9 protein-coding genes are annotated in these 15,719 nt (G+C 46.3%); 7 read left to right on the top strand and 2 right to left on the bottom strand.

Annotation, left to right across the window (positions count from 1 at the left end; translation table 11 throughout):
* The first annotated feature begins 26 nt into the window (after nucleotides 1-26).
* The 5 genes from MDMS009_RS09090 (at nucleotide 27) to MDMS009_RS09070 (ending at nucleotide 10,533) form a co-directional block, all read left to right on the top strand.
* On the top strand, nucleotides 27-581 hold the full coding sequence (locus MDMS009_RS09090; protein WP_008291395.1) for a hypothetical protein: 555 nt from the start codon (nucleotides 27-29) through the stop codon (nucleotides 579-581).
* A 2,078-nt stretch (nucleotides 582-2,659) separates the two neighbouring features.
* Nucleotides 2,660-4,621 (top strand): type I restriction-modification system subunit M, encoded by a 1,962-nt coding sequence (locus MDMS009_RS09085; protein WP_008291535.1) that lies wholly within the window; start codon nucleotides 2,660-2,662, stop codon nucleotides 4,619-4,621.
* Nucleotides 4,621-5,985 carry a restriction endonuclease subunit S gene (locus MDMS009_RS09080; protein WP_008291691.1) on the top strand — a complete coding sequence of 455 codons (1,365 nt, stop codon included), beginning with the start codon at nucleotides 4,621-4,623 and terminating at the stop codon, nucleotides 5,983-5,985. The genes MDMS009_RS09085 and MDMS009_RS09080 overlap by 1 nt, the downstream gene beginning before the upstream one ends.
* 27 nt (nucleotides 5,986-6,012) lie before the next feature.
* The gene (locus tag MDMS009_RS09075) at nucleotides 6,013-9,093 is read left to right on the top strand and encodes a type I restriction endonuclease subunit R (RefSeq protein ID WP_008291261.1); all 3,081 of its coding nucleotides are present in this window, start codon (nucleotides 6,013-6,015) and stop codon (nucleotides 9,091-9,093) included.
* Nucleotides 9,094-9,570: 477 nt separating this feature from the next.
* Nucleotides 9,571-10,533: a GGDEF domain-containing protein gene (locus MDMS009_RS09070; protein WP_008291450.1), complete on the top strand. Its 963-nt coding sequence runs from the start codon at nucleotides 9,571-9,573 to the stop codon at nucleotides 10,531-10,533.
* A gap of 126 nt (nucleotides 10,534-10,659) precedes the next feature.
* Here MDMS009_RS09070 and MDMS009_RS09065 read toward each other — a convergent pair whose 3' ends face one another.
* Nucleotides 10,660-11,670: a zinc-dependent alcohol dehydrogenase family protein gene (locus tag MDMS009_RS09065; RefSeq protein ID WP_008291644.1), complete on the bottom strand. Its 1,011-nt coding sequence runs from the start codon at nucleotides 11,668-11,670 to the stop codon at nucleotides 10,660-10,662.
* 140 nt (nucleotides 11,671-11,810) lie between these two features.
* On the opposite strand from MDMS009_RS09065, the gene MDMS009_RS09060 reads away from it, so the two are divergent.
* Nucleotides 11,811-12,083, top strand: coding sequence for a winged helix-turn-helix transcriptional regulator (locus MDMS009_RS09060; RefSeq protein WP_081443613.1), 273 nt, complete (start codon nucleotides 11,811-11,813; stop codon nucleotides 12,081-12,083).
* Nucleotides 12,084-12,485: 402 nt separating this feature from the next.
* Here the strand turns inward: MDMS009_RS09060 and MDMS009_RS09055 are convergent, their stop codons facing one another.
* Nucleotides 12,486-14,111: a Na/Pi cotransporter family protein gene (locus MDMS009_RS09055; protein WP_008291573.1), complete on the bottom strand. Its 1,626-nt coding sequence runs from the start codon at nucleotides 14,109-14,111 to the stop codon at nucleotides 12,486-12,488.
* A 234-nt stretch (nucleotides 14,112-14,345) separates the two neighbouring features.
* On the opposite strand from MDMS009_RS09055, the gene MDMS009_RS09050 reads away from it, so the two are divergent.
* A complete protein-coding gene (locus tag MDMS009_RS09050; protein WP_008291771.1) occupies nucleotides 14,346-15,566 on the top strand; it encodes an APC family permease in 1,221 nt (406 codons plus the stop codon).
* Nucleotides 15,567-15,719 lie beyond the last annotated feature (153 nt).

Here is a 15,719-nt window from a genome sequence, read left to right as displayed (position 1 = left end):
CAACCTTCAAACAAATAAGGAAATTTATGTACGCAAAACATCTCAAGCCTTTCATGCTGTCTGCATTGGTCATCAGCTCTGCTGTAGAAGCCCGCGACTTATCAGGCTTCAGCAACCTGGAATTTGGTATGACATTCAGCGAGGCAAGAGCACTCACCGAGCACAAGCCAGACTTTGAGGTATGGCAAAAAGAAGCTGGCAGCGAAGATCATCTCAAATACACCGTCACCATTTCTGGCATGACAATGACCGCAAGAGCTTTCTTCAAGGATGGTGTAGCTGACGGCTTTAATGTTTCTTCTCGCGTTACTTCACCCAATGAAAATAACTGCATTGACCGGTTTCTTGATGTCGTCATCAAGCTTGAAGATCGCTTTGGCGCAGTGACCAACCCACCGGTCAGTGAAAGGGGTATGTATTCGGCTGACTTCGCATTCTCTAATGGGAGACACATCCGCATGACTGGCAGTTACGATCGAATCATTGATAGATGCCGTTTCCTTATAAATTACGAAAACTCACCCCTGACAAGACAGATGCCAAAAACAACCGGTACCGTCTCTACTCACGATTCTTTCTAGTCAAACGCTAACCAGACAAATCATTGCTCGCATGGTGTCATCACGCATCATGCGGGCAATACCCAGTATCGGCTTCTAAGCCGCTTCATAAAGCTTCTAACTACCCTGACTACAGTTAAAGACAAAACATTTTCCTGACGATCGCCTAGACCGCCTCAGCATCATTCAATTCACCTCCTTTCTTCCCCATTACACAAAACAAAACGACAACAACGATGAGCACTAGACAGTATAGCGTCGACGTTACTTAGTCATCGTTAATGGTCAAAATGAGCCCGCACAGATTGAGTATCGATCCCCCATCGTAAGCCGTCGTGTCTGGTCATCGACTGCATAGAAGCCATGATCCACTCATCGCCTCATACAGCCGTCTTCTTTCTGCTGATGTAGGGTGATGAAGGTCGTCACCAGAAAGCCTCTAAAACCGGCTGCTAGGATCTTTAAAAAGACCTTCAACCCAAGCAGCAAGCAATAGCCTTACACCCGCAGATATTCATTCAATTCATGGGAGCCTAAATCCGCGTCTACTCAAGGAAGGGAGGAAACCAAAGTCCTAGATATTTTCCGTATCCTTGTGGGGGATGCATTTTAAATAATCCGGCTCCCGTGGAACGACCTTATACAGGGAGAAAACCATACCGAAAGTTCTGATGTACATCCGCTACCGGGAAAGACTCAACAACATCATTAACAATGACCTCAATGACCTGATTGTGTTGAATCTGAATTCAAAATTGATGTGGGCATACAAAGACGTTCTAAGCCGTCCAAATTAGTTTGAGGTACCCATGCTTGGGTACGAACCTGAAACGCCGTCTATGGATCACTCTGTTCGCCTAAGTGTCACTGTCACCCAGCATGTCCCGATGCCTGACAGTAAGGTGATGAAGAAGGTACTCAATTGCATTAAAACGACCCGCCAAATTTTTGCTCCGTCTCTCTGTGCGGGCTCATTTGTTTTTTCTACATATAGTTATTAGTTATTTATAGTAATTAATTACTTTGGTTATTGTTATTACGTAGAGATGCAACTTGAGCCCGCACAGATTTTGAATACAAATACAGAGGGAGAAAAGTAAAGCCATTTGATGTGTAAGCGGCTCATTGGAGAACGTATTGAAAAAGTGTCTAACGGATGAGACAGCCACACACAGACACTCAGGCCTGTTCTCGAATGCCTAACGGGTGTTGGGTGTTGGGTGTTGGGTGTTAGTAAGTATATTGTTTTTAATAATACATCTGGTTAGCAGGCAAATCTCCCCTAACCCCATGAAGGAACACAAGGTTTGGTTCTACCTGCCCCAGATAAACATCAGTATAAGGGGACCTGACACATTACAATTTAGTATTGCGTATGAGCATTTAGTCATGAGGCTCAGCACATACACTCAATAGCCTGGCTGTAATGACCCTCTATGAGAGCAACTCGCCTGTGCGCCCCAGCTATATCCCCTCTTGGCGCGATCAGTCACAAGTGACTGACTTTTACAACAATGCCCGAGCGTTCAAGATATACCGACAAAGCATTGAGGATTGCTCGATTATCTCAAAAAATCGCTAATTGTTTATCATTCATACCGAATGTAAAGATCAACGAAAGGTCAACGTAATATCAACTACTTTTGATGATTTTCATGAGTGTTGATCTTTCTTCACACCACAAGTCACAAGGTTGATCTGTGCTCGCCCCAAACAAGCTGACCCACGCAACCCTATTACAGCATGTTTTTAAAGGCTTAGAACGCAATATAGACGTTATCGTAAATGAGGAAATCAAGATGGTTTGTAGCGGTTCAGATGGGCTTAGTGCTTAACAAAAGATCTCACGGCCAAAACAGCCTAATACAAAGGAAACGATGGAAGAATACAACCGCTGTTTGAAAGTAGAAAACAATCATCTTCAAAGCCGCTAGGTTGCTGCCTGTCAGCCCCAAACAATTAGAGTCACATCAACCTATGCCCCAACATAGAGGGCGGCTTAGAACGCAACCGTGATCGTTTTACAATAACTAGTCAAAGTAGCCACCTTTCCGCTATCCTCGTGCCTTTATAAGCAACATCAAGTCAGGGATCGCATCTTGGAAAACTTCAGCACCAGCGTCAGCTTCATCTGGTCAATCGCCGACATTCTTCGTGGTAACTTCAAACAGTCCGAGTACGGGCGCGTCATTCTGCCCTTTACCGTATTACGTCGACTTGATTGCGTGTTGGAAGCAAGCAAAGGTGATGTGCTCAACAAACTGAAGTCCTTATCTGACAACGTCGACCATACCATGCGTGAAACCATGCTCAACATGGCAGCGGGTCAGAACTTCCATAACACCAGCCCCTACACCTTCCAAAAATTACTCGATGACCCTGACAATATCGCTGCCAACCTGAGTCACTTCATCAATGGCTTCAGTGACGATGCCCGCGAAATTTTCATCGACCGCTTTAAGCTGCCAGAGCAAATTACACGGCTCGATAAAGACAACCTGCTCTACCTTGTCGTCAGCAAGTTCGCCCAAGCTGACCTGCATCCAGACGCGGTAAGTAACCTGCAAATGGGCTACATGTTTGAAGAGCTGATTAGGCGCTTTTCAGAGCAAAGCAACGAAACGGCCGGTGAGCACTTTACCCCACGCGAAGTCATTCGCCTGATGGTCGATTTACTGTTCTACGAAGACGCAGACGTACTCACCAAGCCGGGCATCATACGTAAGCTGTTCGACCCCGCCTGTGGTACTGGCGGCATGCTCAGCATCGCCGAAGACTATCTGCGTGAATTAAATCCCGATGCCCACCTTGAGGTATACGGACAAGAGCTCAACGACGAGTCCTACGGCATTTGTAAGTCAGACATGATCATCAAAGGCCAAAACGCCAAGAACATCCACCCCGGCAACAGCTTTAGCGAAGATGGCCTTGAAGACGAGCAATTCGATTACATGCTATCTAACCCGCCTTTTGGCGTGGAGTGGAAGAAGGTCGAAAAAGCCATCAAGGAAGAAGCCAACACGCTTGGCCTGAAAGGTCGTTTTGGTGCCGGTCTACCGCGTGTCAGCGATGGGTCACTGCTGTTCGTTCAACACATGATTTCAAAGTTCAATCGCAATGGTGACCCGTCACGGCTTGCTGTTGTGCTCAATGGCTCCCCGCTGTTCACAGGCAGTGCTGGTAGTGGTGAGTCTGAAATCCGTCGTTGGATCATTGAAAACGACTGGCTGGAAGCGATTGTGGCACTGCCTACCGACATGTTCTACAACACCGGTATCGCCACTTATATTTGGATTATCACCAATAAGAAAAAGCCGCAACGCAAAGGCAAAGTGCAACTGATTAACGCGACCGACTTTCACAGCCCAATGCGTAAAAGCCTTGGTAGCAAACGTAAGCAGATTGCACCGGAGCAAATAAAAACCATCGCTGAATTGTTTGGCAACTTCGAAGAGAGCGAACAAAGCAAAATCTTCGACAACAGCGACTTTGGCTACCAACGAATTACCGTTGAACGACCGCTTAAGCTTAACTTCAACGTCGATGAAGAGCGCCTTGAACTCCTGCGTGACAACAAAGCTTTCAGCAAGCTCGATAAAACAGACCAACAGACCATCATCACAGCGCTTGAGACGCTGCCTGGGCGTGGTTTGTACCTGAATCGCGACACCTTTGTAAAAGACATGGATAAAGCGCTTAAATCGGCGCAGGTTAAGGCTGGCGCACCGCTTAAAAAAGTCATCCTGTCAGCCTTGAGCGAGCGCGACGAAAACGCCGACGTTTGCACCAACAACAAAGGCAAGCCAGAACCAGACAGCGAGCTACGCGATTACGAAAACGTGCCGCTGAAAGAAGACATTGATACCTACTTCCAACGCGAAGTCATTCCGCATGTACCGGATGCGTGGATTGATTACGACAAGACCAAGGTCGGCTTTGAAATTCCATTCAATCGTCATTTCTACCAATACGTGCCGCCTCGACCATTAGAAGAGATTGATGCTGAGTTGGATGCGGTCACGGCTGAAATTCTTGAGCTGCTGCGAGAGGTGCATGTTTGATGGAACAATTGTCGGGCAAATACGCACCATACTCTCAATACGAAACTGTTGCTCTACCTTGGTTCGACACAAAACCCAAAGAGTGGATGTTAACAAGACTTAAGTTCACCTCATCCATTAACATGGGCCAATCACCGAACTCTGATGATTGTAATGATGAAGGGCATGGGCGACCTTTTCTTCAAGGAAACGCAGAGTTTGGCATGCGAACACCCAAAGCCAAGCTGTTTTGTGAAGCTGCGAAAAAAACTTGCAGCGAAGGAGATGTACTTCTGTCAGTTCGTGCTCCAGTTGGCGAACTAAACATTGCAAATCAAGAGTACGGAATTGGTAGAGGACTATGTGCTATCACTGCTCAGTCCGTGAAGGCTGACTTTATGTGGTGGTTACTTCAAGCTTCAGTGAGTCAACTCCGTGCAGTTGCAACAGGTAGCACATTTCAGGCTGTTAGTGCTGAGCAAGTAAGTAACTTAACTTGTTTACTACCAGCGCAAAGCGAGCAAACCCAAATCGCCACCTTCCTCGACCGTGAAACCGCCAAAATAGATCGCCTGATTGAAAAGCAACAGCGGCTGATTAAGCTGTTGGAAGAAAAGCGTCAGGCTGTCATTTCCCACGCTGTCACCAAAGGCTTGAATCCTGATGTGCCGATGAAAGACAGTGGGGTTGAGTGGTTGGGTGAAATTCCCAGCATGTGGAGTATCGTTCAGTTACGTCGTGGCATTGATTTTCTGACTGACTTCGAAGCTAACGGTAGCTTCGCTGAAGTAAAAAAGAACGTCAGCTTAGATACTGACAACAAGTATGCTTGGTACGTCAGAGCAACCGACCTCGAACATCGTAGATTCGGATTAGTCGATGGCAATAGATCATGCAATGAGAAATCATATTCCTACTTAAGTAAAACTACGCTAGATGGTGGTGAGCTATTAGTTGCCAAAAGGGGTGAGATAGGCAAAGTTTATTTGATGCCTGAAATAGACTGTAGGGCAACCCTAGCACCAAATTTGTATCTTATCAGACTCAATGATAATTTCTTTCCTCAGTTCACGTACTATTGGTTCATCAGTTCTTATGGTAAATCAGAGCTGGTCAACGCTGACAAATCCACAACTATTGGAGCTCTCTACAAAGATGATGTCAGAGCTTGCATCATTCCAATGCCACCTGTTCAGGAACAAATACTAATAGTCAAACACATATCTGAACGCACAGATAAAATTCAAAGGTTGATAACTAAGGTTCAAAAGTCGATTGCCCTGAGTACGGAACGTCGAGCCGCATTAATCTCAGCCGCCGTCACCGGCAAAATTGACGTGCGCGACCAAGTTCCGCAGGATGTCGAGGAAGCCGTCGCCTCATAACGCCGACAATGTTGAAAGGATTGAACAATGGCAGTCACAGGTAAAACCACATCAGAACTGGACTTCGAAGAAGCGATTGAGGCTTACCTTGTTGGCGAAGCTGGGTATGACATCGCCCCCAATACTCAATTCGATGCAACCCTAGCCCTTGATGCCACTACCCTGCTCGACTTCGTCAAAGCCACACAGGAAGACACCTACAACGCCCTGAAAGCCAGCTACGGCACTCAAATCGACTCAGCCTTGGTCAAACGCATTGCCAGCGAATGCGACCAACGTGGGCTGCTGGACGTGCTGCGTAATGGCGTCAAAGACCGAGGCCAATTGATTCGTCTTGCGTTTTTTCGTCCTGCTTCAACCCTCAACCCCGAAACCGAAAAGCGTTATCAGCAAAACAAGCTGACCGTGATGCGCCAAGTGCATTACGACCTTGCCAGCAACAACTCCATCGACATGATGCTGTCGCTTAATGGGTTGCCTATCGCGACTGTGGAGCTCAAGAATGCCTTCACAGGCCAGAAGACCATCAATGCCATCAAGCAATTCATCAAAGACCGTAAGCCAACAGCCAAAACGCCACTGATTCAATTCAAAAAGCGTGCTCTGGTTCACTTTGCAGTCGATACCGATGAAGTGTTTATGACCACGCGCCTTGCTGGCGAGCATACCTTCTTTTTGCCGTTCAATAAGGGCAACAATGGCGGCAAGGGCAACCCAGACCATCACAACCATGTCACGGGCTACAAGACCGGTTATCTGTGGGAAGAAGTCTGGCAGCGTGATAGCTGGTTAGACATTCTGCATCGCTTTGTTCATTTACAGACAGAAGAGAAACGCGATCCGGATACGGGCAAGAAAACACGCAAGGAAACGCTGATATTCCCGCGTTATCATCAGCTAGCAGCGACGAGAGCTTTATTGAAGCAAACGGCGCTGGACAGTGCCGGTCAAAACTACCTGATTCAACACAGCGCGGGCTCAGGCAAAACCAACACGATCTCATGGACAGCCCATCAACTCGCTAGCCTGCATGGTGATGACAACAAGCCGGTGTTCAACACGGTTGTCGTTATCTCTGACCGTCGTAACCTTGATAAACAATTACAAGACAGCATCTATCAAATTGAGCACAAACAGGGCGTGGTCGAAAAGATTGATGAGGACAAATCATCGACAGATCTGGCCGATGCACTTAACGCCGGTGCCAAGATCGTCATTACCACCTTGCAGAAGTTTTCGTTCCTGATGGGGAAAGTGGAAGACTTTTCTGATCGTCGCTTTGCCGTCATCATCGATGAGGCACACAGCAGCCAAGGTGGACGAAGTGCATCAAGTTTGCGTGTCGTTCTGGGTAAGCATGATGACGAGCAAGTTTTAGCTGCGGCTGAAGTCGAAGACGACAAACAACCCGAACAAAAAACAACGGAAGATTTGGTACTTGAGGAGATCAAGAAGAAAGGCAAACAGCCTAATTTGAGCTTCTATGCGTTTACTGCCACGCCCAAAGCGAAGACCCTTGAAATGTTCGGCGTTGATGATGGTAGCGGCATACCGCGCCCTTTCCATTTGTACAGCATGCGTCAGGCGATTGAAGAACGTTTCATTCTGGACGTGCTCAAGCACTACACGACCTACAAAACGTATTACGAACTATCGAAAAAGGTCGATGACGATCCCGAAGTGGACGAGAAGAAAGCCAAACGCGCCATCGCTCGATTCATGAGCTTGCATCCGCACAACCTCGCCCAGAAAACCGAGATCATGATTGAGCATTACCGCCGCTTCACGTCGAAAAAGATTGCCGGTAAAGCCAAGGCGATGGTTGTCACTCGTTCGCGTCTGCATGCGGTGCGATACAAACAAGAGTTCGACAAGTACATTCATGACAAAGGCTATGACGACGTTAAAACGCTGGTGGCCTTTTCAGGTACGGTAGACGATCCCGACGATGATACCCAGAGCTACACCGAAGCGGGCATGAATGGCTTTGGTGAAAAAGAGTTGCCTGAGCGTTTCGCGAGTCGGGAGTATCACATCCTTATCGTGGCAGAGAAATACCAAACAGGCTTCGATCAGCCGCTACTGCACACAATGTTCGTCGACAAACCACTGAAAGACCTTAAGGCGGTACAAACGCTATCACGGCTCAATCGTTCAAACAGTGGCAAGACCGATACGTTTGTGCTCGATTTCGCTAACGAAATGGAAGAGATCAAAGAAAGCTTTAAGCCGTACTTCCAAGAAACTGAAATTGAAGAGACCACCGATCCCAATCAGCTTTACACGTTGCAACAAAAGATCGACGGTTTTCATATCATCCGCTCTGAAGATGTTGAGTCATTCGCTGCTGTCTACTTCAAACCAGTGACCAATCAAACCAAACGCGATCACGGCCAACTCAATAAGTGGGTCGATCCAGCGGTTCAACGATACAAGGACGAATTTAGGGACAGCACATCCTCTGTTGACGAAGAGCGCTACAACGAAGACGGCGAAGAATTTAAAAGCAGCCTGCAAAGCTTTGTACGGCTGTATAGCTTCCTCAGCCAAATCATCGACTGGCAGGATGTCGAATTAGAAAAGCTCTATGCCTATGGCCGTCACTTGTTAACCAAGCTGCCTTACCGAAGCAATGGCGGCAACATCGACCTTGATGATGACGTTGAACTCAGCGCTTATCGTAACGAGAAAACGTTTGATGGCAATGGTTCATTAACTGTGAACGAAACCAAACCGGTCTATGGCACTACCGAGGTTGGTACGGGTGGCAACCATGAAGATAACAAGTCACCCTTGTCAGCCGTTATCAAAGTCATCAATGAACGTTTCGGCACTGACTTCAGCGAAGACGACAAGCTGCTGTTCGATCAAATATCCGGTGACATGGTCAACAATGACAAGCTCGCTGAGCAAGCACGTGCCGGTTCCAAAGAGAAGTTCAAGGTCGTGTTCGAGCCGAAAGTCATCGAGGCGTTCGTCAATCGTCAGGGACGTAATGAAAAGATCGTCAACGAATTTATGGCGAATGGCGACATGCGTAACATGATCATCGCCGCCCTACTTGATGATGTTTACAATCGGTCACAATCATCATCGGAATTACGCTGACGGTTGCTCGGCGTCCACGCCTAGCAGCCGGAAGGTGACCGGCAATTGAAGTGAAAACACCCAATAATCAAGGGATTGCCTTGCGGTAGCTGGCCGCCTCGATATTGCTCCAGAGGATTTAGGAGGGGGACGCTCTATCCAGCTGAGCTACGGGGACAATGGGTGGGCATTATAACAGGGCTATTGTAGACCGACGAATACATAACCATCCGATAGGATGCGGATCGACGACTGTCCACTGTCGAAGACAGTTAAGCACCTGCTATTAACGTAACTTTGCACACAACCCCAACAATTTCGAAGATCAAATACAAACGTTACTTCTCTGGCACGATGACATTCAGCTTGATATACACAGCCCCTGGCTCACATCGCTTAAGAGTATAAATCTGATAATTACGTCGCACTAATCACGGCTTTCTATATAAGCTTTATCTGTTATCCTAGCTTTTTTGTATCGTGACGACTTTAATAAACATGATTAAACCTAAAATCCCCAAAAACGAAGCAGAAAGACTTCATGCTTTAAGAACGCTTCAAATTTTAGATACCTCTCATGAAGAACGATTTGATCGCGTCACTCGAATGGCTAAACGAATGTTTGGGGTCTCTATTTCTTTGGTCAGTCTGGTTGATGAGAACCGTCAGTGGTTTAAGTCTGCACAAGGTATCGACGCTTCAGAAACACCAAGAGAGATCTCATTTTGTGGACACGCCATCAATCAGGATGGTCTGTTTATCATCCCCGATGCTCTTGAAGACGAACGGTTCTATGATAATCCGCTGGTGACCGACGCTCCTAATATTCGCTTTTATGCTGGCTACCCTCTAAAACTTAGACAAGGCATCAATCTGGGTACTTTATGCCTGATTGATGGTGAGCCTAAAGAGCTAGATGAAGAAGATCAGCAACTATTAGAAGATTTAGGGGCAATGATCGAGCAAGAGATCAACTCCATTCAACTAGCAACTTTGGATGAGTTGACGCTGATTTCGAATAGACGCGGCTTTTTAAGTTTGGCAGAGCATAGCCGGAACGTCTGTCTTCGTAAAAAAATGTCGATGACAATCATCTTGTTTGATCTAAATAAGTTTAAGCCGATTAATGATGAGTATGGCCATCACGAGGGTGATTTTGCATTGACGCAATTTGCTAATGTGATGCGGGACGTTTTTAGGGATAGTGATGTCATCGGTCGTCTGGGTGGTGATGAATTTGTCGCGATGCTAAATGATACCGACAAAGAGCAGATTGATGCCGTTCTGAACCGGTTTGATGACGCTATTGAAGCGATGAACCAGAGCATTAATAAACCATATAAAATTGCTTACAGTGCGGGGGTTGCATCCTTTTCTTATCAGACTGATATGTCACTGGATGAAATGATTGAACGTGCTGATGCTGCGATGTACGAACAGAAAAAAGCTCGCTCACGCTAATCGTAAATGTGGAGTTCGGCGCTGACAGTGATGAGGCTTATGCCAATGGTCAGGTGAGTATGCAATATACTTTCTGATCTGTCTTTGCCAGATATAAAAAAGCCCCGCTTAACGGGGCTTTTTTTATTAAAACTCTAAACAAATTTTTCCGAAATGCTGATTCGTCTCTTGATACTCAAATGCCTGAACAATCTCGTGCAGAGCAAACGTACGATCAATAATCGGCTTGAGCTTATTAACCTCGATAGCTCTAATCATCTCCTGCTGATGCTCTCTACTGCCAACAAGAACACCCTGCAGCCTCGCCTGTTTCACAAAAGACTTCACAATATTTATATCGCAAGTTTGTCCAGACAGGATACCAATTAATGAAATTTGGCCAGCGACACGTATCGCGTTGAGAGACTGCTCTAGTGTTTCAGCGCCTCCAATCTCGACGACGTGATCAACCCCTTTTCCATCATTAAGCTCTCTGGCTAAAAAGCCCCATTTAGGTTCTTTCTTGTAGTTGATCACATGATCAGCTCCCATCTCCTTGAGCCTTGCGAGTTTTTGCTCACTGGAGGAAGTGGCAATCACTTTGGCGCCTGCCATTTTGGCAAACTGTAAAGCGAAAATAGAAACGCCACCCGTACCTTGCAAAAGCACCGTTTCACCGGATTTAAGTGGATTAAAATCAAACAGAGCTCGCCAAGCTGTCACCGCAGCTGTGGTCAAAGTCGCCGCTTCCGTATGAGACCAACCCGTGGGCGACTTTGTGAATGCCTCAGCACTGGCAGTCACATATTCTCTTGCATAACCATCTACGCCATCGCCCGGAACCGTTGAGAAACCGTCAACGACGGGGGCGCCGTTTACCCAGGAAGGGAAAAACGTACTGACTACGCTGTCACCCACTGCAAATTCAGTTACATTTGGGCCAACCTCAATCACTTCACCTGCACCATCAGCCATCGGTATTCTGTTTTCAGATGCAGGCCATAGCCCTTTAACAACAGCATAATCATGATAATTCAGTGAATTGGCATGTATTCTGACCAGAATTTCTCCCGCTTTAGGCGCTTGTGCCTCGGCATCAGCCACTCTGACACGCTCAAAGCCGCCACCGGACTCAACGACAATAGATTTACCTTTCATTTGTAGTTTCCTAATTGGATTTGACACACACACGTTATCATTCAGGTTACTATAGTCAACTAGTTAACTTTTTGTAACCTATAAAATCTATGAACCAAAATGAGCTAATTTGCTATAAACCATGCCCCGTCGAGAGAGGTATGAGAATTATCGGTAATAAATGGACCGGTTCTATCTTATGGCACCTAAAAGATGAGCCCATGCGCTTTAATGAAATAGCGAGACAACTCAGCGGTGCCAGTAAAAAAGTTTTAGCAGAGAGATTGAAAGCAATGGAGGAAAATAAACTGATCACAAGGAAGGTTATTTCAAGTAAACCTGTAGCAGTTCAGTACACAATCGCAGACAGAGGCTTGAGTGCTTTATCTATTCTTGAAGTGCTAAAAACTTGGACGATTGAAAATAACCTCTAAACAATATTCTGAGCGCTTTATCCAACGATACAAAGCGATCATAGTCCTGCAATGTAAGATCGAAAATGCCGACTTATTTAAGCTATAGCTTGTTTATGGACACAGGTGAGTCAATCTGAGCATTTACGGCTGAAACAAGCATCACCGAGAAAAGCAAAACCCGACACACCTTAACTGGCTAGAACCTTACAGGGCTCAAGTTAACGCCCCATAAACCAGCTGAAAAAAGGCATTTTGGCACTATTTCTACTCGAAACGGGACTGGTTGCAGTTGTTCCTCTTGCCAAGGTTTCTTTCGATAAAGTCAGCGTATTCCTATGTGCTGTTGTGGCTCCTTCATTGCTCGCTCGGGAAACTGTTGGGGCTCCTCAAGGCTAAACCACCGTCACCGCTTTGCCATCATCAACTCATTAGATAGGTTTTGACTTTGTTAAGCTGATAGTTGGCTTTACAGTATTGCTCTGTCATCAGTTGCACTTTTTTAATATTGTCCATGACCTCCATCATCGTCTGAATGGGCGCTCTGGACTCAACAGCGGCATCGAGCATAATCGCTTTGACCTCATCATATCTGTTCTTGACATGTTGAATATTGGCATCAAAGTCAGTGTCTTGTATTGGTAAAGATTGTTCACTTATCTGACCTATCATGCCCCTCATCTCAGCAAGGTAGTCCTCCAGTGTGCTACTCACGTGAGAATCCGATGTTGCCTGCAACAAGGTCTGATCTTTTGCTATTTCGAGAGCCGATTCAGCACCTGACAAACTGTACTGTTGGGCGAGAATCAGTGTAGAAAGTTGTGTTTTTACCTCACTGGTCAATGTGCCTTTTTCCAGTTTTGAGATAAATTCACCGGTGATATTAGCGAGCTTTTCCAACGCCTCGTATTTCTCGTTTAGCAAAAGCGTTGTACCTTTCGTTTGCCCCAAAACAGCCTTTATCAAGCTTTTACTCATTCCCACAATACGGTCTATTTCCAGTGACAGCGCATTGAGAGCGAGTGACGGTGACACGGCTACATTTTTATCAATGTATTTGGGTTTGCTCTCTATTTCTTGATGGGTCATGAAGCGTTTTTCCAAAAAGGCGCTCAGCCAGACCAGCATTGGCCATATGATCACCACACCCAAAATATTAAATACTGTGTGAAATAAGGCCAGCGTCACTTCAGGTGTGTTTTTAAGACTGAACACATTACCTGCCAGGCTTATAAGCCAAAAGATAAAAGGCAAAATAATGAGCGCCACAATGGCAGTGATTACATTAAAAAACACATGCGCTGCAGCCACACGCTTTGCGTTGGGTGTGGCCCCAATCACTGCAATAACAGCTGTTGACGTCGTCCCAAGATTGGCGCCAATCACCATCGCAGCAGCATCATTCAAGTCAATAATGCCGCCACCTGCTGCGGTCAGGATAATCGCTATCGCGGCACTAGAGGACTGGGTTAATACGGTGATCAGAAACCCCACACCCAGGAACAAAAGCAGTGCCTGAGGACCATCTGAAGACAGTTGCTGGAAGTCAATGCCACTGGCAAAACCTTCAAACGCCTGCCTCAACACATCAATACCAATAAAAAACAGCCCGAATCCGACCAATGCCCAGCCCAAGTGCGCAATTCGGCGCTGACCGGCAATTAGGCGCACAAACATGCCGATGCCGATTAAGGGCAACGCAAACAGTTCGATTTTGAGTTTAAAGCCGATCATGGCAACTAACCAGCCGGTCATCGTCGTGCCGACATTGGCACCAAACACAACACCAAGAGATTGGTATAAGGTCATGAGCCCCGAATTGACAAAGCCGATCGTCGCGACGGTAACGGCACTCGAAGACTGTACAATTCCCGTAATCGCAATTCCGCTGGCAAGACCATGAAGCGGGGAACGCGTCCACCGGCCTAGAATGTGCCGCAATGTTTTACCTGCAGCTAACCTGAGTCCATCGCTGATAATGCCTACCGCCAGCATAAATAAACCAAGGCCGCCAAGCAACATACCAATGTTGAGCACTATTTGACTCATACCAAACTCCGACTGAAGCCTTCGTTTGATAGTAACGCTTTCTCACGACCCTGTGCAGCATGGCAGCCATCACTGCTATTTTTTCATTCTATAAACAGACGTCATAGCGACGTTGTAGGCGATAGCTCACATGTGATGAATCAGAAACATCACAAGCGTGTTTATTGCTTTACTCACGACTTGGCTTATTATCGACATATATGGATTCTCTGTTATCTATAAGCCGAGCCATACATGAAACCGCAAATACGTTTAAAACGTTCACTTTCTCTGCCAATGATGACGCTTTACGGTCTGGGGACAACCATTGGCGCAGGGATCTATGCTTTAGTCGGTGAAATCGTTTCCTTTGCAGGGTATTACGCGCCCCTATCGTTTTTGATTGCATCTGTTTTAGCTGGGTTTACGGCATTGTCATTTGCAGAACTTTCGAGTCGTTTCCCGCGAGCAGCCGGTGCCGCCTTGTATGTACAAAAAGGGTTTCATTCCACAACGTTATCAACCGTCATCGGTCTACTGGTGGTGCTTGCCGGTCTTGTTTCTGCTGCCGCTTTAATCAACGGTTTTTTTGCCCATATGCAACAGTTTATTGGCTCTGAACGGCTAATCAGTATTGTGCTGATTAGCTTGTGCCTCGGGGCATTAGCAGCGTGGGGAATCGCTCAATCAGTTATCGTTGCCAGCCTAATCACGCTCATTGAAATCAGTGGTTTACTATGGGTCATTGCGGTCAGTCATGAAGCGTTATTAACCCTACCCTCACGCTGGCCCGAATTGGTGCCATCTATAGATATCAGTAGCTGGCATGGCATTTTCTTTGGCGGCATTTTGGCGTTTTACGCGTTTATTGGCTTTGAAGATATGGTCGACGTGGCAGAAGAAGTCAAAGATGTGAAGCGTAATCTGCCTCTAGCCATTATCCTCACGCTTATTATTACCATGGTACTCTATGTTCTGCTGATGCTAGCCGCAGTATTGTCGATCGCCCCCTCCGACATTGCAGCCAGTGATATCCCTCTTGCCTTCATTTACGAATCGAACTCTGGAAAAGACGCGACGCTGATAATGATTATCGGTATGTTTGCAGTCATTAATGGCGCCTTGATTCAAATGATTATGGCATCCAGAGTGCTATATGGTCTGAGTTCACGAGACCAATTACCGGCGATACTCAGTAAGGTTCATCACAAAACGCGTACCCCATTAGCCGCGATTCTGGTGACCACCTTATGTGTTTTAGTACTCGCTTTAACAGGCAGCTTATTAACTCTGGCACAAGCCACATCGCTGGTCATGCTGACCTTATTTGCGATCGTCAACTTGTCACTTTGGCGCGTCAAAAAGCAAGACCCGCGTCCAGTTGGCACGGTATTATTTCCAGTCTGGGTGCCTGTGGTGGGTTTCTTGGCAAGTTCAGCCTTTGTTATTGTTGAACTAATTAATAAGCTTTCTTAACAGTCACTTGTTATTTTATGTGTACTGAGAGTTATCATCTACCGGCTGCTAATAAATAGACTGAAACACCACCCTCAAAATTAACCGACGATAATCAGCACAACTCAAATAGCCACTAATGTAAATCGATTCGGGATAGACTCAATCATCACA

The organism is Methylophaga thiooxydans DMS010, assembly GCF_000156355.1.
GTDB lineage: Bacteria > Pseudomonadota > Gammaproteobacteria > Nitrosococcales > Methylophagaceae > Methylophaga > Methylophaga thiooxydans.
This window is presented reverse-complemented; position numbering and strand designations above follow the sequence as displayed.

Excerpts from the sequence above, each read along its gene's own strand:
- MDMS009_RS09090 (WP_008291395.1), top strand. The coding sequence starts at position 27 with ATGTACGCAAAACATCTCAAGCCTTTCATGCTGTCTGCATTGGTCATC.
- MDMS009_RS09080 (WP_008291691.1), top strand. The coding sequence starts at position 4,621 with ATGGAACAATTGTCGGGCAAATACGCACCATACTCTCAATACGAAACT.
- MDMS009_RS09075 (WP_008291261.1), top strand. The coding sequence starts at position 6,013 with ATGGCAGTCACAGGTAAAACCACATCAGAACTGGACTTCGAAGAAGCG.
- MDMS009_RS09070 (WP_008291450.1), top strand. The coding sequence starts at position 9,571 with ATGATTAAACCTAAAATCCCCAAAAACGAAGCAGAAAGACTTCATGCT.
- MDMS009_RS09065 (WP_008291644.1), bottom strand. The coding sequence starts at position 11,670 with ATGAAAGGTAAATCTATTGTCGTTGAGTCCGGTGGCGGCTTTGAGCGT.
- MDMS009_RS09060 (WP_081443613.1), top strand. The coding sequence starts at position 11,811 with ATGAGAATTATCGGTAATAAATGGACCGGTTCTATCTTATGGCACCTA.
- MDMS009_RS09055 (WP_008291573.1), bottom strand. The coding sequence starts at position 14,111 with ATGAGTCAAATAGTGCTCAACATTGGTATGTTGCTTGGCGGCCTTGGT.
- MDMS009_RS09050 (WP_008291771.1), top strand. The coding sequence starts at position 14,346 with ATGAAACCGCAAATACGTTTAAAACGTTCACTTTCTCTGCCAATGATG.